Here is a 26,851-nt window from a genome sequence, read left to right on the forward strand (position 1 = left end):
CCTTTTTTATTTTCTTTCCAGTTCCTGCAAGCTCTCCATCTTCTTCGACTCCAGGAACTCGTAGATGCCGCACAAGTGTTCGCGCACCCGTCCATGACCGAATTCGTAGACCTTGCTAACGAGTCCGTCGAGGAAGTCGCGGTCGTGGCTAACTACAATGAGCGTGCCGTCGAAGTCCTGAAGAGCCTGCTTGAGCACGTCCTTTGTCTTGAGGTCGAGGTGGTTGGTAGGCTCGTCGAGGATGAGCAGATTGACGGGTTCGAGCAAGAGCTTGAGTATGGCAAGACGTGTGCGCTCGCCTCCCGAAAGCACCTTCACCTTCTTGGTCGACTCCTCACCTCCGAACATGAATGCGCCCAGCAGGTCGCGTATCTTGTTGCGTATCTCGCCCTTTGCCACATCGTCGATGGTCTGGAACACCGTGAGTTCGCCATCCAGAAGCGAGGCCTGGTTCTGTGCGAAGTAGCCTATCTGCACGTTGTGACCGAGTTCGAGTTTGCCCTGATTCTGCAGCTGTCCCATGATGCACTTTACGAGCGTCGACTTACCCTCGCCGTTTCTGCCCACAAAGGCTATCTTGTCACCACGCTCTACTGTGAGGTTAACACCGCTGAACACCGTCTTGTCGTCGAACGACATAGCCACATCGCTCATCTGTACAGGATAGGCACCGCTGCGCGGACTTGGCGGGAACTTAAGGCGCAGGTGGCTTGTATCCTCCTCGTCCACTTCGACAAGTTCCAGCTTCTCGAGCATCTTCACACGGCTCTGCACCTGGAAGGTCTTTGAGTAAGTGCCCTTGAATCGTTCGATGAAGTCCTTGGTCTCGGCTATCATCTTCTGCTGCTCCTCATACTTCTTCATCTGCTGTTCGCGACGCTCCTTGCGCAGCTCGAGATACTGGCTGTATGTGGTCTTGTAGTCGTAGATGCGCCCCATGGTGACTTCAATGGTACGGGTTGTGATGTTGTCGACAAACTTGCGGTCGTGGCTGATCACTACCACAGCCTTCGAGCTGTTGATGATGAAGTCCTCGAGCCATCCTATCGACTCGATGTCAAGATGGTTGGTAGGCTCGTCGAGCAGCAACACGTCGGGCGACTTGAGCAACAGCTTTGCAAGCTCGATGCGCATGCGCCAGCCACCCGAGAATTCGCTCATAGGGCGGTTGAAATCCTCACGCTCGAATCCCAGTCCAAGCAGCGTCTTCTCTACGTCCTCCTCAAAGTGGGTCATGTCAATGGCATAGAACTTCTCCGAGAGAGTCGACACCTTCTCAATGAGCTGCATATATTCTTCGCTCTCGTAGTCGGTACGCACGGTAAGCTCATTGTTGATACGGTCTATCTCGGCCTGAATCTCGTGCAGATGGGCAAATGCCTGGCACGTCTCGTCAAAAACGGTACGTCCGTCTTCGGTCATCAGGTGCTGTGGCAGATAGGCCACTACGCAATCCTTAGGAGCCGATACGGAGCCACGCATCGGCTTGCGCACCCCGGCAATTATCTTGAGCAGAGTGCTCTTGCCTGCGCCATTCTTGCCCATAAGGGCTATACGGTCTTTATCGTTTATCTGAAAGGAAATATCCCTGAAAAGGGTGGTGCCGCCGAATTCAACGGTCAGTCCATCTACTGTGATCATATCTGTTTGTTGTGCTTATTGTGAAATAATGCTGCAAAATTAGCTAAAAATCTTCAAATGTCGGTCATACCATTTACCTATTTTTGAGTATTGCGCACCCTTTGGAAGCTTACTAACTTTGCACTCCGAAAAGTAAGGTGGCTTGCTGCAAGCCGCCCGTACAAACTAAAAGCAATACGCACATTAATATTTTAGGATTATATGAAGGAAATAGCACGTCTCGACGCTACCAACGTGCAGGACCTCCTGCAGCAGGAGTTGCCCGGAGTGGAGTTCTCGTATGCCATAAACCAGCAGACTCACCTCAACTTCTCGGGCTTTGGCGGCCAAGGCGTTCTGTTTCTTGTGGATAGCGAGCGTCTGGCTGGTGAGACGATGGACGACGTGGACTTCACCCGACTCAATATGGATAATGTAGAGCGCATAGAGATAGTAAAGGGGGCAGTCTCAGCTCTATATGGCAGCAACGCTACGGGCGGCGTCATCAACATTATAACCAAGCGCAACATCCAGCCTTGGACGCTCAACCTTAACGCACGCTACGCCAAGCATAACGAGCAACGTTACGGAGGCGCGTTCGGCCTGAGCGGCAAACATTGGAGCAACATGCTCACAGCCAACTACAACAGTCGCGACAATTACGACGTGCATAGCACCTCCAATCCCGTGACGCGCATCATATCAACCGTATATGGCGACAAAACCATAAACCTCAAGGAGCAGCTTACGTGGAGCCCGGCAACAAGCTTCAACCTTACAGGACGTGCAGGCTACTTCTTTCGCGAGACAGTACGCTCTGCCGAACAGCCCGAGCGCTATCGCGACTTCACGGGCGGACTCCGCATGAACTGGAGCATTAACGCGCAAGACCACTTGCAGGCAAGCTACGCCTTCGACCAGTACGACAAGTCGGACTACCAACACATCACACGCCTCGACATACGCGACTACAGTAATGTGCAGAACTCCTACGCCTGCCCAACAACCACACTTTCGTGCGTGGCGACATCCTTACCATAGGCTCCGACCTCATGCACGACTATCTGTACAACACAAGTCCTGAGGGCAATACACGCAAGCAGGACAGCTGAGACCTCTTCGCCCAGTACGACTGGCGCGTGAACGAGAAGCTGGAGATAGTAGGAGTACTCCGCTACGACTACTTCTCCGACGGAGATGAGTCGCACGTTACGCCCAAGCTCAACCTCTGCTACAAGCCCCTACGCAATCTTTCGATACGTGCTGGCTACGTCATGGGATTCCGTGCGCCTACGCTCAAGGAGAAATACTACAACTTCGACATGTCGGGAATATGGATTGTCGAGGGCAATAGCAACCTCAAGTCGGAGGTGAGCCACAACTTCAACCTCTCTGCTGAATACACCAAGAGCCATTACAACTTCACGGTTTCGGTCTACTACAACAAGGTGAAGAACAAGCTTGCCACCTCGGCACCCTACTTCAAGTCAGCTACAGACCGCCTGCCCTATCTGCCCTACGCTAACCTCGACGACTATAGTGTGTGCGGAGGCGAGATTGGGGCGCAGGCAAAGTGGAACAACGGTCTGGGCGCCCGCATCACATACGCCTACTCCAAGGAGCAGCTTGCCAAGGACAAGGAAGGCCACACCATCAACAACCAGTATATTCCAGCTCGCGAGCATGCCCTTAACGCACGTGTGGACTACGACCACCAGTTCGGCAAGCATTACGGACTGAACATCGGATTGCAGGGACGTGTGCTTTCGGGCGTGAAGAACGTGGAATACAAGGACTATTACGACATGGGCAAGGGAACCATCGACGTGGAATATCCTGCCTATACTTTATGGAAGCTATCGCTTGTACAACGTTTCGGCAAAGCCGTAAAGCTGACGGCAGACATCGACAACATCTTCGGATACAAGCCCAAATATTACTATCTGAACAGTCCGACAACAGACGGAGCGACGTTTCAGATAGGAATGTCGATAGATATAGACAAATTCTTTAAATAAGATACAGACGAAATAGATACATACAAATTATTATTGAATACAATAACACTAAAAAATGATTATGAAAACTAATTGGTGGAAAGCAATAGCATCGTTTCTCGTAGTACTCTTTACCATGCCTTTGGGACATGCCCTGATGATGATAATGGAGAAGACCATAACGCCCGTGGCGCTACACTACTCAGCCTTTCTGATGGGACTGGTAGGACTCTTCATAGTAATAACGGGTGTGTTTGTCAAGGGCGACACCAAGCAGACCGTCTTCGGACTGATCGGAGGCCTGCTGTTCTGGACCGGTTGGGTGGAGTTCCTCTTCCAGTACTACGCTACACGATGGGGCACGCAGCCCGAGATTGTCAATGGAGAGGTGGTGACCAAGCCCGAATATCTTATTCTGCCTGCCTCGTTCGGCATGTGGATGATGATGATGACACTCTACATATTCTCCACGAAGAACGGCTGCAACTTCATCAACTGGTGGCAACGCCGCTTACTCGGTTCGCGCAAGAATGAGATTGCGGCACGCCCCATGACCCGCCACACAAGCTTAGTGACGTTCATGGAACTGAACATGATACTCTGGGCAAGCTATCTGCTGCTGATGTTTTGCTACGACAGCAACTTCCTTGGCGACCGCCATCCCGTCACCAGCATAGTAGCGGCAGGCTGTCTGCTTGGCAGCATATTCATCTTCAAAAAGCAGCTGCGCCTGTCGTCGTGGGGTGCCAACATACGTATGGCTATAGCTACAGTAGTGGTGTTCTGGGTGCCGGTAGAGGTGCTCGGCCGACTCGACTTCTTCCGTGAGTTCTGGGTTGAGCCACAAGAATATGCCACACAAATGATCTGCATCCTCGTGGTTTTCCTGATGCTGCTGGTATATATCGTCGTGGCAGCAAGAAAGCAAAAGAACAAGGAATGATTTTCAATGCAAATATTGCATGTTAAATGTTAAGTGTTAAATTGTTGGGATGCGAAACAACTCAATATTTAACATTGCCTAAGGCTTTAATTCATGGATAATTCGTGGTAATTCGTGACTAAGAAAGACACGCTCTCTTTAAGATTCTGTTTAGCCACATTCGGCTGCATAAGTACCGAGAGCGGACGCGTCTCGCCTTCGTTGATACTCCTTACCACATCAAAGTTTTCAGCCAGCCTGCCCGTAGCATCGTCTACCATTCCCGAGAGCAGCCATACGGGCACATTAGCTTCCTGGCAACGCTTCAGCACGCCATGCGGCACCTTACCCATCAAGGTCTGCCCATCCGACTTCCCTTCGCCCGTAATGACAAGGTCGGCATCCTTGATCACAGCATCAAAGTCGGCAATATCAAGCATAATGTCTATGCCCGAATGCAGCTCGGCATTCAGATAAGCAAGGAGGGCGTAGCCAAGTCCGCCAGCTGCTCCGGCACCCGGACTAAGGGCAAGCTCGGGAGTGGCACGTCCTGTCTGCTCGGTCTCCTTTGCAAAAGCGCGCAACCGCCCGTCAAGCAGCTCCACCTGCTCGGGCGTGGCACCCTTTTGCGGAGCAAAGACATAAGCAGCCCCGTTCTTGCCAAACAAGGGATTGTTGACGTCGCAAGCTACAATCACCCGACAGTCCATATCGATACATCGGCAGTCGCCCAGAGCCTCAATCATGCCACGTCCCCCATCGCAGGTAGCGCTACCTCCAATGCCCATAACGATTGTCTGGCAACCGCGCTTCACGGCATCGGCTATCATTTCGCCCACACCATAAGTGGTGGCAGTCATGGGGTTGCGTTGTTCCTGCGGCACGAGCGTCAATCCGCTTGCTGCCGCCATTTCCATATAGGCGGTCTTGCCGTCTGCAGAAATTGCGTATTCAGCCTCTACCCTATCCATTAGAGGACCGTGTACTTCTACAGTCACGCTCCGTGTGGGCAACATCCGCCTCACACACTCCACCTGTCCTTCGCCCCCATCGCTCAAGGGAATCTGCACAATCACGGCATCCTGCCAAGCTTCACACACACCTTGGGCGCACGCCTCACAAGCCTCCCGTGCCGAGATGCAGCCTTTGAAGGAGTCGAAGGCCAACACAACCTTTTTCATAGCCTAAGCATTAATCGTCCGAACCTTAATCGTCCGAACCTTACTTGTTGATATAGTCGAGTATCTGCTCGGCATGTATCTTGGTCTTGATTTCCTTGGGAGTGAAGATTTTCTGTATGATGCCATTCTCATCGACAAGATAAGTAGTGCGAAGTATTCCGATGGTTTTTCTACCGCAGGTCACCTTCTCGCCCCAGCATCCCAGCTCCTGCAACAGAGTGGTTTCGGTATCGGCTATAAGGGGGAACTGCAACCCTTTGGCATCGGCAAACTTCTTCTGAAGAGCCTGCTTATCCTTGCTCACGCCAATTATCTCGTAGCCAGCTGCAGCCAGCTCGTCCTTATGCGCCTGCAACGAGCATGCCTCAGCTGTACATCCGCTTGTATTGGCCTTAGGATAGCTGTAGAGCACAATTTTCTTGCCACGATAGTCGCTTGCCTTAATCTCACGTCCGTCTTGGTCGACGCCAAGAACCTCAGGAATTTTATCTCCGATATTCATAATTGTAATGCTTTAATGTATTGGTTTAATAAAAATTCTATATCAAAAATTCTGAATGCGTTGTACTTCATCTATTGGCAGTCCAGTCATTTCGGCTACAAGTTCGGCAGGCATTCCTTTGCCAAGCATATTAATGGCAACTTTAGTTATGCCTTCTGTACGACCCTTTTCAAGACCCTCGGCACGTCCCTTTTCAAGTCCTTCTGCCAGTCCCTTTGCCATACTATCGGCTTCACCTTCGGCATATTTCGTCTTCTCGGCAGTCCGTATGGCGTTGACTATATCACGGTAGGCGTTCATGCTGTCCTCGTACAGCTTAAGTTCCTCGTTATTGAACTTGGCTATCTCGGCCTGCTCGAAGAGTCGGGTGAAGACACGTTCCTGAAGGGCTGCAGGACGTTGCATGAGTCGTGATAGATTTTTCAGCACGTACATCCACTTATCGTACATGGTCACGAGTTCCGACTCCATCTTGTCGAACTTGGGTATCTCGACGTATATGTACGTCAATTTGTCGTAGAACACCTCGTGCGTCTCCACCTCCATTAACTTCACTTCGTGGTGCCAGCGCTTGGCATTTTCGAGTCCGTCGGCAAAGTTGAAGTTGAGCAGACCGATGGTGTAGACCGGGTTGAGACGGAAGTCCCACTCTCCGCCACGTTGTGCCTGCTCGCGTATAGGGAAAGTGGAATAGTAGATGGTGCGGTACTTGAAGAACTCCTGATATACGTTCTGCATCTCGACGATGAACTTCTCACCCTTATCGTTCTCACAATACACGTCGAATATAGCACGTCGAGCGTCGGCACGGTCGCCAAGCTGCTCGGAGTTGAGATAAGTGACATCCTGCACATTCTGCTCACCGTGGAACATGGCGTTAAGGAAGCTGATGAGCAGCTCCTTGTTGAACTCTGAGCCAAAGAGCCGCTTGAAGCCGAAGTCGGTATGTGGATTTATATATTTGTCTATCATAATACTGCATTTTGGATTTCACGGCAAATATACGGTATTTTTGTCAATCTACAAAATCCAAACAACTGTAATATTTCAATTAGAATCTGTTGACCTGAAAAGTTGGAATTAGTTAACTTAAAAAATGTTTGTTTTGAAGATATAAAGTAAAGTATTAATTTTGTAAGAGGTTTCTAATAGAGGTTTTTCAGAATAATGCCCAAATTCGACAATAGACGTATGAGGTTTGCATGGCTGCTGATGTTGGTGTATCTGCCAATGATGATAGCCATTACCTTCCACCACCACTCGGAGGCGGAGGGAGTTGTCGCTGTGTCTCATTGTTACGAGTGTGAGCATCATATCCACCACGACGGACATCTTACAGCCAGTCAGAATTTCGCTCACGATTGCGTGCTCTGCCAGCTGCACAGCCTGCCATACGTGGTACCTACTATCGTACGCATAGCTGTATTCATAGCTATGGTTCACGTCGCTTTAGTCACGTCTTGTCCATTTGTCAAGACCCGCCAGGGCGACATTCATTCCACTCGTGCACCACCCGTACTTCTTTCTTTGTAGTTTTTTCAAGATGATGAAGAATTCTGTTTTTCATCAACTTTAGTCATGCGCTCACACCAATGCGTATGATACGGGGCGACATGTCCCTTCATTATAATCATTATTATCATCAGTTATAAAGACAAAGAATGAAATCAAATAATTGTCAGTTGATGCTCCTTTCGGGCGCATTGACAGTCTCATTTGCGGCTCATGCAGCCGGAGTAAGCAACAAGAGTATTGTAACGGACGACAACAGAGTCGCTACTTCCTCTGTCAATAAAAGCGCCGTTACGAACGAACCTGTAAAGAATACGGACGCTAACGTTTACGGACACGTGAAGGATGCCAAGACGGGCGAACACCTGCCTTACGTAGTAATCCAGATTAAGGGCACTACCATAGGCACGACAACCGACAAGACCGGCCACTTCTTTCTAAAGAACCTGCCCGAGGGTTCGTTTGTCATCGAGGCGAAATATATGGGGTATTCCACCCAAAGCCAGAGCATAACCATCAAGCAAGACACCAGCAAGGAGCTGAACTTCACTCTCAGCCCGAGCGATCTTAGTCTTGACGAGGTGGTGGTTTCTGCCAATCGTAACGAGACCAAGCGCCGACTGGCTCCCAACTTGGTGAGCGTGATTGGCGGCAAACTCTTCGACATTACACAGTCGACCTGCCTGGCGCAGGGGCTCAACTTCCAGCCGGATGTGCGCACCGAGGACGACTGCCAGAACTGCGGATTCACCCAGGTGCGCATCAACGGACTTGACGGCCACTACTCGCAGATACTGGTGGATTCGCGCCCGGTATTCTCGTCTCTGAATGGTGTGTATGGTCTGGAGCAGATTCCTGCCAATATGATTGACCGTGTAGAAGTGGTACGTGGTGGAGGCTCAGCCCTCTTCGGCGCATCTGCCATAGGCGGCACCATCAATATCATCACCAAGGAGCCAACTCGCAATTCGGCTTCCTTCGGTCATACATTCATGTCGCATGGCGGTTCAAATAGCTTTGACAATGTGACTACGGGTAATGTCTCGCTGGTGACTGACGACAACAAGGCTGGTGTGTATGCCTACGGACAGACTCGCACCCGACAGGGTTACGATTATGACGGAGATGGCTACACGGAGTTGCCGGAACTGAACAACCAGACATTCGGACTCAATTCCTATCTACGCCTCAGTCCTTATTCTAAGCTGAACCTTCAGTATCACGGCATTCACGAATTCCGCCGTGGTGGCAACAAACTCGACCAGATAGCCCATGAGGCTAATATCGCCGAGCAGGTAGAACACGACATCCAGGGTGGCGGACTCACCTACGACTTCTACTCTCCTGACGAGAAGAACCGTCTGTCGGCCTATTTCTCATTCCAGACCACAGCCCGCAAGAGTTATTATGGCGGTATTGGAGAGGGAACGGAAGAAGACAAGGAAACGGCAGAGAAGGCATACGGCACTACTCATAATTTTACTTACGTGGCAGGAACGCAGTATGTGCACTCGTTCGACAAACTGCTCTTTATGCCGTCAGACCTCACCATCGGTGCTGAGTACAACCACGATGGACTGAAGGATGTAATCCTCGGCTACGGCCGCCACTTCAAGCAGGATGTGCACATCGGAAGTTTCTTTTTCCAGAACGAGTGGAAGAACAAGCAATTGAGCTTTCTCCTTGGAGGCCGTTTGGACAAGCACAACCTTATGGACCACATCATCTTCTCGCCACGTGCCAACCTGCGTTTCAACCCTACCGAGAACATTAACCTGCGCCTCACCTATGCTGACGGATTCCGTGCTCCTCAGGCATTCGACGAGGATTTGCATGTGGGCGTAGTAGGAGGCGAGCGACTGGTTACGGTATTGGCCGACAATCTGAAGGAGGAGCGTTCAAACAGCTTCAGCCTTTCTGCCGACTTGTACCATAAGTTCGGTTCTGTTCAGACCAATCTCCTCATAGAGGGATTCTATACCGACCTTAACAATGTGTTTGCCCTTCGCAAGCTCGACCAGCCCGATGCCCAGGGCAATAGCGTGCAGGAACGCTACAACGCCTATGGAGCCAAGGTGTTCGGACTGAACCTTGAGGGCAAGGCGATGTTCACAAGATGGTTTACGCTCCAGGCAGGACTAACCCTACAGAAGAGCCTTTACGACGAAGCAATAGCGTGGAACGACGAGGTGCCTGAGCAGAAGTACAAGAAGATGATGCGTACTCCTAACACCTATGGTTATTTCACGGCAAGCTTTACCCCCGTGAAGCGCTTCACGGCTTCGGTTACTGGCAACTATACGGGCACTATGCTCGTTGGTCACTCTGCCGGTTCGGGCGTTGATAATCCCGTGGCTGTGAACACTCCTAAGTTTATGGAAGTGAACATGAAGTTGGACTACGACTTCCCCGTCTACAACAGCCTCACGCTCCAGCTTAACGCCGGCATACAGAACATCACCAACGCCTATCAGAACGACTTCGACAAGGGATGGAACCGCGACTCCGGCTACATCTACGGTCCGTCTCTGCCAAGAAGCTATTATGTAGGGGTGAAGGTAAGCTACTAGTCAAACCGAAGTCAACCGACTATCAATAAGGCTGAGTGAAGGACTTGTAAATGAAAGTTTCTAAGGGTATGGTGTCCACGCCATACCCTTCTATAGTTTACTTCGTTCCCCTAGAATTAAACATTAAATTCACCTCCTCGAATTCAACATTCTTAATTCAACATTCTAAATGCAGACGCAGTTTTGTACGCCGAGAGTGGCGAGGAGTGCGGTGAGTACACTCACGATAAACTGAAGCACGGTCTTGAGGGTTTCTTTGTTTGAGTTTTTCATGTTTTTTTGATTATTAAAGTTATTGATATGACTTCGGGATGCGTTCGGGATGCGTTCGGGATGCGTTCGGCTGACGAGTCCTTTTGTTTATATTGCAAAGTTACAACATTTGCGGATGGCAATCATACGTTGGCGTACGATGCAGATTTTTTCTTCGAAAAAAGTTGTTGTGTTGTGATGTTGAGGTGGTGGTGGGTTGCGTTTTGCTTCCTTATATATAACTACTTAATAATCAATTAGTTATATAGTCTATAGAAAGGGGGTATTGCCCTAATGTACCCTTATTGGAATTTGGAAGAACTGGAATATTGGAAGATTGGTCCATCAGAAACCAGAATTGATATAGCTGGAATTGTTGCCCAGCATCCACTTCACCTCTCTGAGGCCCTTATCCGCGCAGCATCTTGCAGCCATGCGTATTTCGTTCTTCACTCTCTCGGCAAGCCGTTCGATGTTCATGATCCGTCAACTCAACATTACCGTCCCCCGAATTAAGCCAGCGCTTCTGCCAACTGCTCAAGGCCTGGCGGAGAACAGAGCGTGGGGTGCCCACGTTAAGCCGCATGAAGCCTCTTGACACGCATTTCTTCTGGTGTAGAGGCGTGGCGTAAGGATTGAGTGCGGTATCGAATATTTCGCCATCGTTGAGCGCCAGTCGTGCCTTGTTAACAAAGGGATGCTGCAGACGGTTCTTTACGGCATCAAGGACTAATGAGGGTGTTTCAAAATCCATGTCTGCCACCCATAACGCAATCAGGTCGTCGCGTCCATAACGTGCCTTGAGCACCTCGTGCTTAAGGTCGCCCGACCAGGAGCGGTCGATTATCTTGTCAAAATCGTATTTCATAAATGTTTTTCAATAATAATAGATTACGAATATAAATTTATTGTCCAAGCTCCTGTACGATATCCTCATAGAGGTCGTTGACATCTTCCAGACCCATAGAGAGACGTACAGTTGTGTCAGACACATCCATCTTCTTCTTTTCCTCAGGAGTGAAGTTGACAAAAATCGTGGAGTAAGGATGTATTGCCAACGACTTGCTGTCAAACAGATTTGTAGCTCTGGGGATTAGGCGCAGGCTGTTGAGGAAGTCGTAGCACTTCTGCTCGGTTCGAGGTCGATGGTGAGCATGGCACCGAAAGGTTTCTGGAGTTGGAGTCCGGGATAGTTGACTCGCTTCACCTGCGGAACCTGCAGGAGGAGTCGTGCGAGGTCGGAGAAATCGGCTATCTGTGCCTTTTCGCCCAATCGCACCAAAGTAGTTGTTATGAGCGAGAAGGTGTTGCCGAAAAGGTGGTTGGACATGACAATGGTCTTTCCAGCCTCAGCAAACACGAGCAGAGTGTGGAATATGGCAGCCATGCCCGTGGTCAGGGCAAACACGTTGTCGGCATCGGAGAGAGCCTTTACACGGTTCTCGAAGTAGGTCACGGTCGGGTTCATTACGCGCTAGTAGTCGGGTTCGGGCACACGGCCTGCGAATGCCTCAGTCATGACCTGAGCCGAATCGAACTCGTAGGCTACCGTGTTGTAGACCGGGAACGATAATGCGCCATAAGCGTCGCGCTTCTGAAAAGGGGTATGAATTGCCTTTGTTTCTTTTTCCATTTTTCTGTTTATATGTATGTTTTTCATAGAAGACGGTACAAAGATACAAAAACGCAGAACAAATACAGCCTGCCATCATAGATTATTGTTCGTTTATTAAAAGAAGATTAGAAATTTTGTAGTCGAAAAGTATAGATATACATTATACGCTACTATCTCTTTATTCTTTTTACTTCTTCAACATCCTACGCGACTTTTCCTTGGCAAAAGCCTGCATGTCTACAGCCACATCGTCTTCGTCTACTATCTCCACACCAGTCATGGTTTCTATAACGTCTTCCATCGAGACTACGCCACGCAGGCAGCCATATTCGTCAACGATTATAGAGATATGCTCGCGCTTCTCCAGCATCTTCTCCCATATCTGATATACCGAGTCGTCCTCGTTGAACGAAAGAATCGGGCGCATAATGTCGGACAGCTTTGTAGCGAACTTGTCATCCGACAATTGCTTCAGCACCACGTCCTTCAGCACATAGCCTATGATGTATTCCTTGCTCTTGTCGTATACCGGTATGCGCGAGAAATTCCAGGTCTGCTGTTCGTAGAACTCCTTTATGGTAAGGTTCACATTGGCTGACTCTACCACTATAGATGGCGTCATCACCTCGCGCGCCTTGACTCCAGCCAGACGTATGCAGTTTTTGATAATCTTGCTTTCTGACTCGCGGAAGACGCCCTCGGTCGTACCCACATCAACCATGGCCGACACCTCCTCGCGACTTACCGATGCCTGGTGGTTCTTCGGCGTGAACACTCTGGTGATGAGCTCGGAGAGCAATACCAGCGGATAGGTGACGAAGATAAGCACACGGATAATCCTGGCGGACGGCATGGCAAGCGAACGCCAGTAAGAAGCGCCGATTGTCTTTGGGATGATTTCGGAAAGCACAAGTATCAGAAGCGTCAATATTGCAGAAATCACTCCAAAATATTCTTCGCCAAACAGCTTCATCGACTCCGCACCCACGCCTGCCGAACCGATAGTGTGAGCAATGGTATTGAGCGAAAGGATTGCGCCTACAGGACGGTCTACGTTGTTCTTATACTGTTTCATCAAAGAGGCAGTCCTGTTGCCTTGACTCTCCCTCATCGAGATATATGACATAGGGGTTGAAAGGAGTACCGCCTCAAGGACGGAACATAAAAAGGAAAGTGACAGAGCACCTAAAAAATATAAAATTATTAAGCCCATTAAATATATAATTCGTTTATAATAAGTTGTCTGAATAAGGGGTGCTTAGACAACCTACTATAAACGAAGGGCTTTGTGATGTACGAATAGTCGATATTTCATATTCGACACAAAGATATCGATTTTGTTATAATCTTACAGTTTTAGCTGTCAGATATTGCAATTTTTTAACTAAAAACATTGTTTTATGTTGTGTTTGCTAATAAGCCTGGCACTCTGATGAGTGCCATATAGCAGACCGTACCTACCACTATCGACCACATCAGGTTTCTTCTCCACACATGGACGAGGATTGTGAACACTACGGCTATCATCTGTGCCACATCACCTTAAATCCAAATAGCTGATTTCATCCCATCACCACGTCGAGCACCATCATCAGAACGAAACCTAAGGCGAAGCCTACTGTACTTAGGTTGCTGTGCTGTCCGCTGGAGGCTTCGGGGATGAGTTCTTCCACTACCACGTAAAACATGGCTCCTGCTGCGAAGGCAAGCATATAGGGAAGTGCGGGCATAATAAATGTGGCAAGCAGCAGGACGGCTACAGCTCCGATAGGCTCTACGACTCCACTTAGCGACCCTAACATGAAGGATTTCCAACGGCTGTTGCCTGCAGCCCGCATGGGCATAGAGATTATGGCTCCCTCGGGAATGTTCTGAATAGCTATGCCTAAAGATACAGATATGGCTCCAGCTAAAGAGATGTGGGCTGCTGTATTTTCTGCTCCGGCAAACACCACTCCTACCGCCATGCCTTCGGGCAGATTGTGTATGGTGACGGCAAGGGCAAGCATGGCTGTCTTCGACAAGTGCGACTTTATGCCTTCGGGCTTGTCTGTACCTATATGGAGATGAGGAGTCAGTTCGTCTATAAGCAGCAGGAAGCCTATACCCATCAAGAAGCCTACTGCTGCCGGCACTACCGACCACACTCCACTTTCGGCCTTCATCTCCATGGCAGGAATGAGCAACGACCATACGGACGCTGCCACCATTACGCCTGAGGCAAAACCTAACAAAGACTTCTGCAAGCGTGCCGACATCTCGCCTTTCATCAAGAAAACGAAAGCAGAACCAAGCATCGTACCTAATAGCGGTATCAGAAGTCCTACGACTATTGTTGTTGTCATATCTGTCATCATATCTTTATTTATAAAAAAGATGTATTTACTTATGTAATTACGAAGCAAAAGTACAACAGCTATATGAATAGCTCATTTTCTTTCCTCTCGCTACATAGTGGCTTGAGGTGTGCGTTAAGGAAGTTCAAGCGTTCACCTATGCCTCTTGCTTGAGTAGGACAAACAGAAACACATCGCATACAGCCGATGCATAGTTCCTGATTGACAGCTTTGAGATTGTCAGGAGAAACAGCTCCCGTAGGACATTCGCTCGCGCAAACTCCACATTCAGCACACCCTTCATTAGCTGTAGGATAAGGGCCAGAGCAACCTTGTTTGTATGGTCTGTTTCCTGGCAAAGCGAGAGGTTCGAAAGACCGTGTATCGTTTAGCTTGTTAATTATATCCAAACCGAACTACGCCAAAACCTTTGCATCCCCATCGTCAGGTCTGCCAGCACCATACATTCTGCAAATACTATGCTCGGAAATGGCTGCTACAGCAGCTATCACCTGAAAGCCAATTTCTGTTGCCACATCCTGCATTTCAATCAAGGCATCCTCGTATGCCCTATTGCCATATACTGCAACAATAACACACTTCGCTCCATTCGCCTTAACGCCTTTCAGTCTTTCAACAGCAAGGGCAGGCACACGACCAGCATATACGGGCATGGAAATCACTACCAAGTCATCAACATTAATGTCTGGATATTTCAAATTCTCCTGCTTTGTACAAAGTTCTGTAATATAGCTCTCTACATCGAAAGCCTTGCATATTGATTCGCTCACACGACGAGTTCCGCCAGTAGGGCTGAAAGTTATTTGATATATATTCATATATATGATTCCCTCCCAACGAGGGGCTTTATGATGTTTGACCAATCGATATATCATTTATCGATACAAAGATATCGATTTTGTTATAATCTTATGGTTTTAGCCGACCGAAATTGTGAATCTTTAACTGAAATAAAACTTAGAGAAACAGCAGCTTTGTACTACAAGGAAGTGTAGAACAAACTAAAAATAATTGAACTTTCGCAAGTTCGGAAGTTATAGAATTTAAAAACCGTATACCTTACAGCTGAATATTCAGCAAGAAGAGTAATGGCTATCGCTCGGCTTTGCCGCTTGCCTTAGCAAGAATTTCTAACGACCGAAGGGAGTGAAGTTTCCTTGAGCTTTGCGAAAAACTCCTTTAACTTCTTAAGTCTCTGAACTTGCGAAAGTTCAGTTTATTACTATACTTTAGGGAACAAAACAACGAAATCGTTAGTTATTTTTGCTTCTCCACAGTTTTTTCCTTTCACGTTAGAACTGAATTAGTCATAATAATTGTAAATTTGCATAACAGAAAATAACACAACATATTAAATGTATCAATAACCAAGTAAATTATGCCAAAGAAAGCAACTACGTCTTTACCGACAAACTATCCTGTATGTGAGCATAGCAGTTGCCCTATGGCTGCTACTTGCTTGCATCATATTGCTTACACCATGATGCTGGAGCAGAATGAAGAGTATCTTCGTCTGATCAATCCAACCAGATGCAGCAAAGACAAGACTTGTACATACTATCATGACAAAAAGCCGGTGATATTCGCCCGAGGATTCACCAACTTCCAAAAGCATATGTTCCCACAGCAGTATGACCAGTTCATGACTACACTCTGTTTCCACTTCGGACGCAACCAATATTTCAAGCGCAGACGTGGTGACATTCTTATATCTCCTGAGGAGCAAGAGGAGATACGCCATATGCTCGAAAAGGTAGGAGCAGACTCCAAGATGGCGTTTGATAACTACGAGGAGCACATCAATTGGAATGCCTGATTTTATGTATATAAGTTCTTTGACAGTAGCACATAAGTAACACTCCAGTACCACATAAGTGAAACTCCAGTACCACCTATATGAAACTCCAGTACCAGTTAGGTGGTACTAAAAGTGGTACTGAGAACGTGTATCAAGCTTATTGTAATACATATAAAGGAACAAAAAGAACCTTGCCAAGGAGATCGAGCCAGAATATGGTAGCGGATTTGGTGAGCGTCAACTAAAGTTTTGCCGCCAATTTTACAATACATATCCAATTGGGAACGCACTGCGTTCCCAATTGAACTGGTCACAATATAGAATGCTTATTCAGATTCCCGACCCAGACAAACGAGAGTATTACGAACTGGAGACTGTAAACGAGGGCTGGTCAGGCCGTCAGCTTGAGCGCCAAATCAATTCAATGTTGTATGATTTGCTTTAATCCACTAACGAAGGAAAAGCTACCGACTGACATTAAGCATCAAGCCTAAGGTCAGTCGGTTTTTGTCTGTTAAATTCTTTATCTATCTTCATTTTATCGGTATTGTTCTTGTTCAAGAATTTTCTGTTGTTAATAATTCAAAGGTAGTAATAATCTATGAGAGAGAAAAAATTACAATTATTCATTTTTTCTCAATCTCCAACAGCATTTTCTTTGCCTCCAGTCCTCCTGCATAACCGGTCAAAGAGCTGTTGTTGCCTATGACGCGATGGCAAGGGATGAGGATGCTGATGCCGTTGGCTCCTATGGCTCCTGCCACAGCTCTTACAGCATCAGGATGACCTATGCCTGTAGCTATTTGCTTGTAACTCCGTGTAGCTCCATATGGGATATTGAGCAAGGCTTTCCACACCTGTAGCTGGAAGTCTGTGCCCACGGGATGCAAAGGGATGCTGAACGCCTTACGATTTCCTGCAAAGTATTCTTCGAGTTGCCTTCGGGTTTCGTTCGAGACGAGAGAGGTCTCTATCTTGAGTTCGGCATTCAAATACCTTGTAAGTCGGTGCATGTTGCGTTCGGCACATGGATTATCGGTCCAATCGCAAAGACACAACTCTTCGCCAACCGAAGCCAATACCAGCTCCCCACATGGCGAGTGGTAATACTGGAGATTTATCTTATATCTGTCGTTCTTCATATTTGTCGTTCAATCCATGCCATAAGTACGGCTACAGCATACTGCTGTTCGGCTATTGTCAATTGTCTGCCTGCGGGTATATGGTGCCACTTGCTGAAGCAGCCGCGGCAACAACAGCCCGTGGCATGCTGGGCTATGAATACGGGATGGCCTCGCATGGGAGTCTGCTTGCCGTCATTTGGAATATCAGCAGGAGCGAGCCTTCGGGCTACGAAGTCCTCAGCATGCTGGCGTATAGTGGTCAATCCTTTTGAGGCTACGTATTCCTTGTCCTTCGCAGAAAGGCGGAAACGACTGCGGAAGGAGGACCTGGAAAGCCTCACAAACAAATCTGTAAGGTCGTAATCCTTGCTTGCAGACGAAGCTTGCTCTTGGCAGCCATTCGGGGCAGAATGCCTTGCGATGTCCTCTTCCTCTGGAAATAAATTCAACTCTACGTATTTCATGTATTTTTTATTTATGCGGTTGCCAGTCTGCCTTGTCAAGCATTTTTTTGGCATTTGCTAATCATATCTGCATATTGTCTTGTTTATTATAAATACTAATTTGTATAATAAAAGAACTCGTTACATCTCTCCTACTCTGGGGATACGCAACGAGTTCTTGTTATTTATAGATATTCAACCTGTGAGTGCCGCTTACTGGTGCTGCTCTCTGAGCAGGTCGTTAACAGTCTTGACGGGATTGAAAGTGCTTACGGGCACTTCTACGAATATAGTGCTCCAGTCGCTCATAGCTCCATTCCACAAGCCCGGCAATTCAAGAGCCTTGAGCTCCTTGCCGTTCTTGCTTTTAGAGCTGATGAAGCCTGTGTTGTGGTCGACATGCTTGAGGAGGTCGAAGCGATTGCCCTTATAGTCCTTTGTAGCGCAAACGAGGTCAACGGGATTGAAGTGGGTGCCGTTCTTGAACATGGCTACATACTCGGCATTATTAGTATCTATCTGGCTCGACTCTAAAATCTGAAGGCTCACGGTTCCGTCAGCATTATAGCATACGAACGGACCGCCACCAGGCTCGCCCACATTCTTTACGACTCCGCATACGCGCATCGGACGGTTGAGCTTGTTCTTAAGATAGATTACGAGTTCGGCATCCTCCAGATCCTTGATGTCGTGCTTGCGGCAGTAGAGGTCTTGCTGTACGAAGCGAATCATCTCCTCTATCTGGGCGTGGGTGTAAGAACCCGACTCAAGTATGCGCAGATATTCGAATGCCTTCTTCTGGGCGTCAACGAGGATACCAGCCAGCACCTTCTTATACAATACGGTATCGGCCTTGATACGGTCGGGCACTACGTTGTCGATGTTCTTGATGAACACTACGTCGGCATCGATGTCGTTGAGGTTCTCGATGAGAGCACCATGACCGCCTGGACGGAACAGCAGAGTGCCGTCTTCGTTGCGGAACGGAGTGTTGTCGGGATTGGCTGCGATGGTGTCGGTACTGGGCTTCTGCTCAGAGAAGCTTACATTGAGACGGATGTTATAGAGTTTCTCAAACGACTCAAGTTTCTCAGCCACTTTGCCCTTAAACAGCTCAAGATGCTCGTGCGAAACGGTAAAGTGGATATTGGCCTCGCCGTCAGAGCTGGCATAGAGTGCAGCCTCCACAAGGTGCTCCTCCATAGGAGTGCGCGGACCCTGCTCGTATTTATGGAAGAGCAGCAATCCCTTGGGCAGCTGACCATAGTTAAGACCCTTGGCTTCAAGCAGATTGGCAACCACGTCCTTGTAGCGTCCAGCCTCAATCAGCTTGCATACGCTAAGTCCGGTATTGGCCTTGCACTTGGCACAAAGCTCCTTCTTGAAAGCAAACTTGTTGATATTGTCGAAGAAGTGCTTCTCAAAGTCGGTTGTCGGAACGTCGTAGTCGGCAGAAAGGAAAGCGAAGAGATTCTTGAACATACGGCTGGCTGCACCACTGGCGGGCACAAACTTCACAACCTTGTGGCCTTCCTCAAGATACTGTTTCCAGTCGGTAACGTACTTGTCACGCTGGACTTCATCGGGAGCCATGATGCCATGGCCGATAGCAGCTGCTGCCTCAATACGCAAGAATGGGAAACCAGCCTTTATCTGTTCGAGCTGATGCTCCACTTGCTGTTGTGTAATTCCACGTTGCTGGATCTGGTTTAAATCGTTTGTAGATAACATAATATTTTGACTTTTAGGTTTTGAAAATGTCATGTAAGGTTAGTAAGTGTTGTTCGTGGCGACATCTTACTATGTACAAATGTAAATACTTTTTTGCTAAATAGGAAATTTTCTACCATTTTTTTGTATCTTTGCCTTGTAATTAACATCAAAAGGGGTGAATTATGGAAGAAAAATTCAAGTTTACGACTGAAGAGCTGGCTGAACTGCAAAGAATAGCCGCTCACTTGAAGACTACTGTGGGAGACACGCTTGAACCTGACGACGAGAATTATCTGCGCCAGCAACTGGAAAAAGAAATCAGCGACAACAAGATAAAAAGAGACGTATTCGGACTTAATCCTATTCTGCTGAGTTTTCAGACGGCTGAACTGGAACTTGCCGAAATCGGCATGAAGCGCGAGTGTGTACTGGCTATACTTCTATACAACAGCATAATCAACGGCATTCTGACACCAGAGGAGGTGGAGCGCAAGTTCGGACACAGCGTGGCGCAAATCATTCACGGATTGGTGCGCATTCACGAACTCTACCAACGCACACCTATCATCGAGAACGAGAACTTCCGCAATCTGCTGCTGTCATTTGCCGAAGACATGCGCGTTATTCTGATTATGATTACCGACCGCGTCAATCTGATGCGACAGATACGCGACACATCCAACAAGGAGGCACAAAGCCGGGTGGCAGAGGAGGCAAGCTATCTGTACGCTCCTTTGGCTCACAAACTGGGACTCTACAAGCTGAAGAGCGAACTGGAGGACCTGAGTCTGAAATATCTGGAGCACGATGCCTACTATATGATCAAGGACAAGCTGAACGCCACAAAGCGTTCGCGCGATGCATATATAGAGAAGTTCATACAGCCTATCGACGACAAACTGAAGCAGATGGGCATCAAATGCCACATCAAGGGCCGCACCAAGAGCATACACTCAATATGGCAGAAGATGAAGAAGCAGCAATGTGGTTTTGAGGGCATTTACGACCTATTCGCCATACGCATCATAATCGACTCGCCTATCGACCAGGAGAAGATGCTGTGCTGGCAGACCTACTCGCTCATTACTGATATGTATCAGCCTAACCCCAAACGTCTGCGCGACTGGCTTTCTGTGCCTAAATCGAACGGCTACGAGAGTCTGCACATCACGGTACTTGGTCCGGAGAACAAGTGGGTGGAAGTGCAGATCAGAACCGAACGCATGGACGAGATTGCCGAGAGAGGTCTGGCTGCCCATTGGCGATACAAGGGCATTAAGGGCGAATCGGGACTGGACGAGTGGCTGGGCAACATACGCTCGGCGCTTGAGAGCAACGACAACCTGCAACTGATGGACCAGTTCAAGATGGATCTGTATGAGGACGAGGTGTTTGTGTTCACTCCGAAGGGCGACTTGATAAAATTCCCCAAGGGTGCCACGATTCTCGACTTTGCCTACCGCATACACTCTGGTATAGGCAACAAATGTGTGGGCGGCAGAATCAACGGACGTAACGTCCCGATACGCGAGCAGCTGCACTCGGGCGACACGGTTGAGATCCAGACGCAAAACAACCAGTCGCCTAAACAAGACTGGCTCAACATTGTGCAGACGGGCAAGGCTAAAGCCAAGATAAGACAGGCAATAAAGGAACTGCAGGTGAAGAACGGTCTGTATGCCAAGGAGATACTGGAGCGCAAGTTCAGAAACCGCAAGATAGAGATGGAGGACGCCTTGATGTCGCATCTGATAAAGAAGATGGGATTCAAGGAGATGTCTGACTTCTACCGCCAGCTTGTTGAAGAGAAAATTGATGCCAACGACGTGATTGACCAATATGTGGAATACCGCGACCATGAGGCAGGGTTGAAGACATCTGGCGTGGTACGCTCGGCAGGCGAATACAATTTCGAAAGCCAGCAGGACTTGCAGATGAAGCGTCTTGCGGGCAACGACGACGAGCTGGTAATCGACCAAAACCTAAAAGGTCTGGACTACTCGCTGGCTAAGTGCTGCCGTCCTATTTACGGCGACCCGATATTCGGATTTGTTACGGTAAACGGCGGTATAAAAATCCATAGCAAGGGGTGTCCTAATGCGCCTGAGCTACGCAAACGTTTCGGCTACCGTATAGTGAAGGCACGTTGGAGCGGCAAGGGTGCGTCACAATACAACATCACACTCCGTATTGTAGGCAACGACGACTTGGGTATTGTCAACAACATTACAAGCATCATATCCAAGGAGGAGAAGATTGTAATGAAATCTATCAATATCGACAGCCACGACGGTCTGTTCAGCGGCAACCTCGACGTGCTTGTAGAAGATACGGGCAAACTTGAATCGCTTCTTAAGAAGCTGCGCACGGTAAGAGGCGTAAAGTCGGTAGTGAGATTATAAAAAAAAAAGAGAATTGAGGGTTGAGAGTTGAGAATTGAGATTTATGATTACTTTGATAAACATATAAATAAAATGTTATCATAAGAACAAATCATAACTTTCAATTCTCAACTCTCAACCCTCAACTTTTTTATATTTCAGACTTCGACTGTCTGATCATATCGATGAAGTATTCATGTATGCGTGTGTCGTCATTCAGCTCGGGGTGAAACGCTGTAACGAGTTGTGCGCCCTGACGGGCGGCTACAATATGTCCACCAACTGTGGCAAGTGTCTTGGCATCGGCAGACACTCCGTTGATGTAAGGCGCACGAATGAACGTCATCGGCACATCGTCGCCAACACCCTCAAAATGAGCCTCGGTATAGAAGCTGCCGAGCTGACGTCCGTAAGCGTTACGACGCACGTCAATATCCATTGTCGAGAGACGGTTGGCAGGCTCGCCATCCTGTGTCTTGGCAAGCATGATAAGTCCGGCACATGTTCCGAATACGGGCAGTCCGTTCTTGATGGCTTCTGCCACAGGAGCGTAGAGTCCGAGGTCGCGCAAGAGCTTGATCTGTACAGTACTCTCGCCTCCAGGAATGATGAGTCCGTCCTTATGCTGCTCCCAATCGCGCAGCTGGCGCACTTCGAAAGTCTCAACGCCAAGGCGCGCGAGCATTTTCTCATGCTCGATGAACGCGCCCTGGAGAGCTAAAATGGCTACTCTCATAATGCCGGATTATTTGCCTCTTTCGGCCATAAGAACCTGAATCTCCTGCTCGTTGATGCCTACCATGGCCTCACCTAAGTCCTCTGAGAGTTCAGCAAGCTTCTTTGCATCGTTGAAGTTGGTAACGGCCTGAACGATAGCCTTGGCACGCTTGGCAGGATCGCCGCTCTTGAAGATACCAGAACCTACGAATACACCCTCGGCACCAAGCTGCATCATAAGAGCTGCGTCGGCAGGAGTAGCTACGCCACCAGCTGCGAAATTGACAACTGGCAACTTGCCGTTCTCGTGTACATACTTAACGAGGTCGTAAGGAACCTGCAACTGCTTGGCTGCCTCGTAAAGCTCGTCCTCTGACATTGAGACGAGACGACGGATCTCGCTCTGCATCATGCGCATGTGACGTACAGCCTGAACGATGTCGCCTGTGCCTGGCTCGCCCTTTGTACGAATCATAGTAGCACCCTCGGCAATACGACGCAAAGCCTCGCCAAGATTTCTTGCGCCACAAACGAAAGGCACGTCAAACTTGTTCTTGTCGATGTGGTAAACATCATCGGCTGGTGAGAGTACTTCGCTCTCGTCAATATAATCAATCTCAATGGCCTGCAGAATCTGTGCCTCAGCAAAATGACCGATACGACACTTTGCCATTACCGGGATTGAGACAGCTTCCTGAATGCCCTTGATCATCTTGGGGTCGCTCATGCGTGAAACACCACCAGCAGCGCGGATGTCTGCAGGAATACGCTCCAATGCCATTACGGCACATGCTCCAGCTTCCTGTGCAATACGAGCCTGCTCGGGAGTTGTAACGTCCATGATTACACCGCCCTTAAGCATCTGAGCAAGGTTGCGGTTTAGTGTTTGTCTGTTTTCTGTCATGATTTAAATTTTATTTTTAATAAAAGATCTTCCTTACGGTAATTGCTTTTATTGTTGTATATTACTGTTTTTTATTTCTTATTCTCTGTGATTACTCCGATTGTACTACTGCACAATCTTGAACCTTACACGGAAGGCCTTCTTCATCTCGTCCCAGTTGGTGCCCAACATTACGAACTTGCCAATCTGAGCAGTAGAACGGACATGCTTGCCTATACACGGACACACGTCGTAGTTGCCTATGCGTACGAGTCGGATTTGCTCGGATGCGTCTTCGGGCAAACGGTCGATCTGCACGTCAGCCGGGATGTGGTCGCGGTCGACTACCTCGTAGGTTACGTGGAGGTCTTCGGCAATAAGCTCGTTCATACAGTCCTCAATCTGTTTCTCCTCCTTACGTGAGGGCTTATGATCGAGGACGAACGTCATCTTGCTCTTCTTGCGCTCGATGTGTGTGTTTGACGAGCGCTCGCATCCGAACAGTCTTATCATGGTCTGATTGAGCAGATGCTCGGCTGTGTGTGCCGGGGGAAATTCCTCCTTATTGTGCTCGTTGAATATCGGTTCTTTGTCCATAACCAGATTGAATTTGAATATTCTGCAGTTGTGCGCCTCAACATCAACGTCGATGAAGTTCTGGCTTTTGAGCTGTGCTTTGAGCGGAGCGCCTCCAAGCATATCATCGGCCGTAATGTCGGCATGCGGGATATTGAGGAAGTCGAAAGCGTGTGCCGGGATGTTTACCATACACGCCATACGCTCATCGCCAAAGTTTGCCACTACGAACAGCATTTCATTACCTGCCTTGCGCAAGAAAGCGTACTGCCGTTGTGCCAGATGCTCGTTGACATACATGAGGTCAAAGAAGTCGCCCTCGCCTACCGCCTTTTCTGTAGCAGCTATGTTGAGCACCTTGTCGTATAGTGACGCCAAGGCTTTTTCGTCGTCTCGGAGCGAATGGCTGACGTGTGCACGATAGAGCGAAGGTACGGTCCAATAGTCGAATATTGTAGTACGTCCGTCGCGTCCGCTATATCCCTCCTGGTCCATTCCTCGCTCGCCATACTCCTGTCCGGCGTACACCATGAACGGATTGCTACGCATCAAGGCGTTGACCACAAGTGCAGGATAGGCTCTGAACGGGTCGCCTGCAAAGAAGTCGCTCGCTATGCGTTGCTCATCATGGTTCTCAAGGAAATAGAGCATGTGGCTGCTTATGCCGTCCACCCATTGCCATGCTGTGGTAATCTGCGATGTGGGGCAATTGCCGCACACTACCGAGCGCATCGTGTCGTACATTCCCACCTTATCATACAGGTAGTCCATACCGGCTTCAACATATCGGTTATAATCGAGCGGATTGTACACCTCAGCCACGAAAATCATCTCGGGATAAGCCTTCTTTACCTTGGCTATGGCCCAATGCCAGAATGCGGAAGGCACCATCTCAGCCATGTCGCAACGGAATCCGTCAACGCCCTTGGCTGCCCAATACATCAATATATCGGTCATCTTGACCCATGTGTCGGGCATTGGTTCGAAGTGGTCGGAACGTCCGCCTGCATCAAGATAGTCGACACCATAGTTGAGCTTTACCGTCTCGTACCAGTCGTTTACGCAAGGCGAGGCATCGAAGTGGTCGTTGCCTGTAGCCTTGGCTGGGAATTCGGCGTATGGTTCAGCCTCACCTGCATAGGTGTCGATATATGGCTGGAATGCTGTGCCAGGACAATAGTAAAAATTATTGGCAGCAGAAAAACCCATCGATGTATTGTCGTCCTCGCCAAGGTCGCGCACCCCTTCGGGCTTGGCCGTAGAATGATATTGGCGTGCTACGTGGTTTGGCACAAAATCGATGATCACCTTCAATCCGGCACGATGGCTTCGGTCAAGAAGCTGTTCAAATTCCTGCATACGATTGTCGACATCGTCGGCCAGGTCGGGGTCGATGTCGTAATAATCGACGATGGCATAGGGTGAGCCAGCCTTGCCCTTGACGATGGCTGGATGCTGGCTGGGGATGCCGTACCGGGTATAGTCGGTTGTGGTAGCATGGCGTATCAAGCCTGTATACCACACGTGCGAGTAGCCCTTGGCACGCAAGCCATGCAGCAGTTCGTCAGTAAAAAAGCTCATCTTGCCCGAGCCGTTTTCGGCAATCGTGCCTCCAGGCTTGCAACCATTGGAGCGGTTGCCGAAAAGGCGGGTGAATATCTGATAGATTATTATCTTCTGTCGTCCCATAAATATATTAGGCGATACCGTGAGCGCTGACATTCTTGTCGATACGTCCTATCATACCCTGCAGAGCCTTGCCCGGTCCGCACTCGGTAAAGTCGTCGGCTCCGTCCTTTATCATGTTCTGCACACTTGCTGTCCAGCGAACGCTACTTGTAAGCTGCGCGATAAGGTTGGCCTTGATTTCGGCAGGGTCGGTGTGAGGCATTCCGTCTACATTCTGGTATACGGGGCACTTGGGAGCCTTAACCTCTACAGCCTTGATTGCCTCCTCAAGCTCTTCCTTGGCAGGCTGCATCAGGGGCGAGTGGAATGCTCCGCCCACCTTGAGAGGAAGGGCACGCTTGGCACCTGCTGCCTTGAGCTTCTCGCAAGCGGCATTGATAGCGTCGATATTGCCGCTTATTACGAGCTGGCCCGGGCAGTTGTAGTTGGCTGCCACAACGATGTTGCCGTCTGTGCTCGACTCCTTGCATATTTCTTCTATCTTCTCATCGGGCAGACCGATAACAGCAGCCATAGTGCCAGGAGCAGCCTCGCATGCCTTCTGCATAGCCATAGCACGGGCAGCTACGAGCTTGACGCCATCCTCAAATGAGAGTGCGCCTGCTGCAACAAGTGCCGAGAATTCGCCCAAAGAGTGGCCAGCCACCATTGCAGGAGCGAAGTCGTCGCCAAGACAGATTGCCGAGATTACACTATGCAGGAATACTGCAGGCTGTGTCACCTTGGTCTGCTTCAGCTCGTCGTCAGTACCGGCAAACATGACGTCTGTAATACGGAATCCGAGGATTTCGTTGGCCTTCTCGAAGAGTTCCTTAGCTGTCTCATTGTTGTCGTAGAGGTCCTTGCCCATACCTACAAACTGCGATCCCTGTCCGGGGAAAACAAATGCTTTCATAATCTTATATTATTTTTCTTTGTTTATATTTGTGTATTTCATCCATTACTGCATAGCCTACAGGCTACGCAACAACACAAATGCAAAGGTACAACAATTTTTGT

The 26,851-nt window shown here is 48.8% G+C and carries 22 protein-coding genes and 4 pseudogenes; 7 read left to right on the plus strand and 19 right to left on the minus strand.

Annotated elements, in window-relative coordinates; genetic code table 11:
- Window positions 1–6: 6 nt before the first annotated feature.
- Window positions 7–1,641 (minus strand): ABC-F family ATP-binding cassette domain-containing protein, encoded by a 1,635-nt coding sequence (locus tag I6E49_RS02365; protein WP_235400228.1) that lies wholly within the window; start codon window positions 1,639–1,641, stop codon window positions 7–9.
- A 207-nt stretch (window positions 1,642–1,848) separates the two neighbouring features.
- On the opposite strand from I6E49_RS02365, the pseudogene I6E49_RS02370 reads away from it, so the two are divergent.
- Both I6E49_RS02370 and I6E49_RS02375 read left to right on the plus strand, forming a co-directional pair.
- Window positions 1,849–3,638: pseudogene (locus tag I6E49_RS02370) on the plus strand (TonB-dependent receptor plug domain-containing protein); the annotation flags it as partial.
- Between the two features lie 55 nt (window positions 3,639–3,693).
- Window positions 3,694–4,560, plus strand: a complete 867-nt coding sequence (locus tag I6E49_RS02375; protein ID WP_235400229.1) for a hypothetical protein — start codon at window positions 3,694–3,696, stop codon at window positions 4,558–4,560.
- Between the two features lie 86 nt (window positions 4,561–4,646).
- Here the strand turns inward: I6E49_RS02375 and I6E49_RS02380 are convergent, their stop codons facing one another.
- The 3 genes from I6E49_RS02380 to I6E49_RS02390 are packed head-to-tail and all read right to left on the minus strand — an operon-like array spanning window position 4,647 to window position 7,194.
- The gene (locus tag I6E49_RS02380) at window positions 4,647–5,720 is read right to left on the minus strand and encodes a glycerate kinase (RefSeq protein ID WP_235400231.1); all 1,074 of its coding nucleotides are present in this window, start codon (window positions 5,718–5,720) and stop codon (window positions 4,647–4,649) included.
- A gap of 40 nt (window positions 5,721–5,760) precedes the next feature.
- On the minus strand, window positions 5,761–6,222 hold the full coding sequence (locus tag I6E49_RS02385) for a peroxiredoxin (protein WP_235400232.1): 462 nt from the start codon (window positions 6,220–6,222) through the stop codon (window positions 5,761–5,763).
- A 42-nt stretch (window positions 6,223–6,264) separates the two neighbouring features.
- Window positions 6,265–7,194 (minus strand): Rpn family recombination-promoting nuclease/putative transposase, encoded by a 930-nt coding sequence (locus I6E49_RS02390; protein WP_235400233.1) that lies wholly within the window; start codon window positions 7,192–7,194, stop codon window positions 6,265–6,267.
- Between the two features lie 219 nt (window positions 7,195–7,413).
- Here I6E49_RS02390 and I6E49_RS02395 point away from each other — a divergent pair, with 219 nt between their 5' ends.
- Entirely contained in the window at window positions 7,414–7,755 is a 342-nt protein-coding gene (locus I6E49_RS02395) for a hypothetical protein (protein WP_235400234.1), read from the plus strand.
- A gap of 128 nt (window positions 7,756–7,883) precedes the next feature.
- The gene (locus tag I6E49_RS02400; RefSeq protein WP_235400235.1) at window positions 7,884–10,304 is read left to right on the plus strand and encodes a TonB-dependent receptor; all 2,421 of its coding nucleotides are present in this window, start codon (window positions 7,884–7,886) and stop codon (window positions 10,302–10,304) included.
- 165 nt (window positions 10,305–10,469) lie between these two features.
- Here the strand turns inward: I6E49_RS02400 and I6E49_RS02405 are convergent, their stop codons facing one another.
- From I6E49_RS02405 to I6E49_RS02435, 8 genes and pseudogenes are all read right to left on the minus strand, one after another.
- A complete protein-coding gene (locus tag I6E49_RS02405; RefSeq protein WP_235400236.1) occupies window positions 10,470–10,577 on the minus strand; it encodes a smalltalk protein in 108 nt (35 codons plus the stop codon).
- 673 nt (window positions 10,578–11,250) lie between these two features.
- Window positions 11,251–11,424, minus strand: a pseudogene (locus tag I6E49_RS02410) (cystathionine beta-lyase); the annotation flags it as partial.
- A 37-nt stretch (window positions 11,425–11,461) separates the two neighbouring features.
- A pseudogene (locus I6E49_RS02415) lies at window positions 11,462–12,189 on the minus strand (PLP-dependent transferase).
- Between the two features lie 169 nt (window positions 12,190–12,358).
- Window positions 12,359–13,384 carry a CNNM domain-containing protein gene (locus I6E49_RS02420; protein ID WP_262911499.1) on the minus strand — a complete coding sequence of 342 codons (1,026 nt, stop codon included), beginning with the start codon at window positions 13,382–13,384 and terminating at the stop codon, window positions 12,359–12,361.
- A gap of 185 nt (window positions 13,385–13,569) precedes the next feature.
- Window positions 13,570–13,698, minus strand: a complete 129-nt coding sequence (locus I6E49_RS02425; protein WP_235400288.1) for an AzlD domain-containing protein — start codon at window positions 13,696–13,698, stop codon at window positions 13,570–13,572.
- A gap of 35 nt (window positions 13,699–13,733) precedes the next feature.
- On the minus strand, window positions 13,734–14,516 hold the full coding sequence (locus I6E49_RS02430) for a ZIP family metal transporter (RefSeq protein ID WP_235400238.1): 783 nt from the start codon (window positions 14,514–14,516) through the stop codon (window positions 13,734–13,736).
- A 71-nt stretch (window positions 14,517–14,587) separates the two neighbouring features.
- Entirely contained in the window at window positions 14,588–14,917 is a 330-nt protein-coding gene (locus I6E49_RS14550) for a 4Fe-4S binding protein (RefSeq protein WP_369681599.1), read from the minus strand.
- Between the two features lie 6 nt (window positions 14,918–14,923).
- On the minus strand, window positions 14,924–15,346 hold the full coding sequence (locus tag I6E49_RS02435) for a flavodoxin family protein (RefSeq protein WP_235400240.1): 423 nt from the start codon (window positions 15,344–15,346) through the stop codon (window positions 14,924–14,926).
- A gap of 560 nt (window positions 15,347–15,906) precedes the next feature.
- Between I6E49_RS02435 and I6E49_RS02440 the strand changes: the two genes are divergently transcribed.
- Together I6E49_RS02440 and I6E49_RS02445 are read left to right on the plus strand one after the other, a co-directional pair.
- Entirely contained in the window at window positions 15,907–16,344 is a 438-nt protein-coding gene (locus I6E49_RS02440) for a DUF6078 family protein (RefSeq protein WP_235400241.1), read from the plus strand.
- A 178-nt stretch (window positions 16,345–16,522) separates the two neighbouring features.
- Window positions 16,523–16,771 (plus strand): annotated as a pseudogene (locus tag I6E49_RS02445) (DUF1016 N-terminal domain-containing protein); the annotation flags it as partial.
- Window positions 16,772–16,952: 181 nt separating this feature from the next.
- Here the strand turns inward: I6E49_RS02445 and I6E49_RS02450 are convergent.
- The 3 genes from I6E49_RS02450 to I6E49_RS02460 form a co-directional block, all read right to left on the minus strand.
- Window positions 16,953–17,468: a methylated-DNA--[protein]-cysteine S-methyltransferase gene (locus I6E49_RS02450; RefSeq protein ID WP_235400242.1), complete on the minus strand. Its 516-nt coding sequence runs from the start codon at window positions 17,466–17,468 to the stop codon at window positions 16,953–16,955.
- Window positions 17,465–17,914, minus strand: a complete 450-nt coding sequence (locus I6E49_RS02455; protein WP_235400243.1) for a DUF4186 domain-containing protein — start codon at window positions 17,912–17,914, stop codon at window positions 17,465–17,467. The genes I6E49_RS02450 and I6E49_RS02455 overlap by 4 nt, the downstream gene beginning before the upstream one ends.
- Window positions 17,915–18,106: 192 nt before the next feature.
- Window positions 18,107–19,624: a DUF4301 family protein gene (locus I6E49_RS02460; protein WP_235400244.1), complete on the minus strand. Its 1,518-nt coding sequence runs from the start codon at window positions 19,622–19,624 to the stop codon at window positions 18,107–18,109.
- A 164-nt stretch (window positions 19,625–19,788) separates the two neighbouring features.
- Here I6E49_RS02460 and I6E49_RS02465 point away from each other — a divergent pair, with 164 nt between their 5' ends.
- Window positions 19,789–22,008, plus strand: coding sequence for a RelA/SpoT family protein (locus I6E49_RS02465; RefSeq protein ID WP_235400245.1), 2,220 nt, complete (start codon window positions 19,789–19,791; stop codon window positions 22,006–22,008).
- A gap of 130 nt (window positions 22,009–22,138) precedes the next feature.
- Here I6E49_RS02465 and pdxT read toward each other — a convergent pair whose 3' ends face one another.
- The 4 genes from pdxT to fabD form a co-directional block, all read right to left on the minus strand.
- Entirely contained in the window at window positions 22,139–22,723 is a 585-nt protein-coding gene (gene pdxT / locus I6E49_RS02470; protein ID WP_235400246.1) for a pyridoxal 5'-phosphate synthase glutaminase subunit PdxT, read from the minus strand.
- 9 nt (window positions 22,724–22,732) lie between these two features.
- Window positions 22,733–23,608: a pyridoxal 5'-phosphate synthase lyase subunit PdxS gene (pdxS, locus tag I6E49_RS02475; protein WP_235394113.1), complete on the minus strand. Its 876-nt coding sequence runs from the start codon at window positions 23,606–23,608 to the stop codon at window positions 22,733–22,735.
- 105 nt (window positions 23,609–23,713) lie between these two features.
- A complete protein-coding gene (locus tag I6E49_RS02480) occupies window positions 23,714–25,885 on the minus strand; it encodes an alpha-amylase family glycosyl hydrolase (protein WP_235400247.1) in 2,172 nt (723 codons plus the stop codon).
- Window positions 25,860–26,747 carry an ACP S-malonyltransferase gene (fabD, locus tag I6E49_RS02485; protein WP_235400248.1) on the minus strand — a complete coding sequence of 296 codons (888 nt, stop codon included), beginning with the start codon at window positions 26,745–26,747 and terminating at the stop codon, window positions 25,860–25,862. The genes I6E49_RS02480 and fabD overlap by 26 nt, the downstream gene beginning before the upstream one ends.
- Window positions 26,748–26,851: the final 104 nt, after the last annotated feature.

The sequence above is a fragment of the Leyella stercorea genome (genome assembly GCF_021531655.1).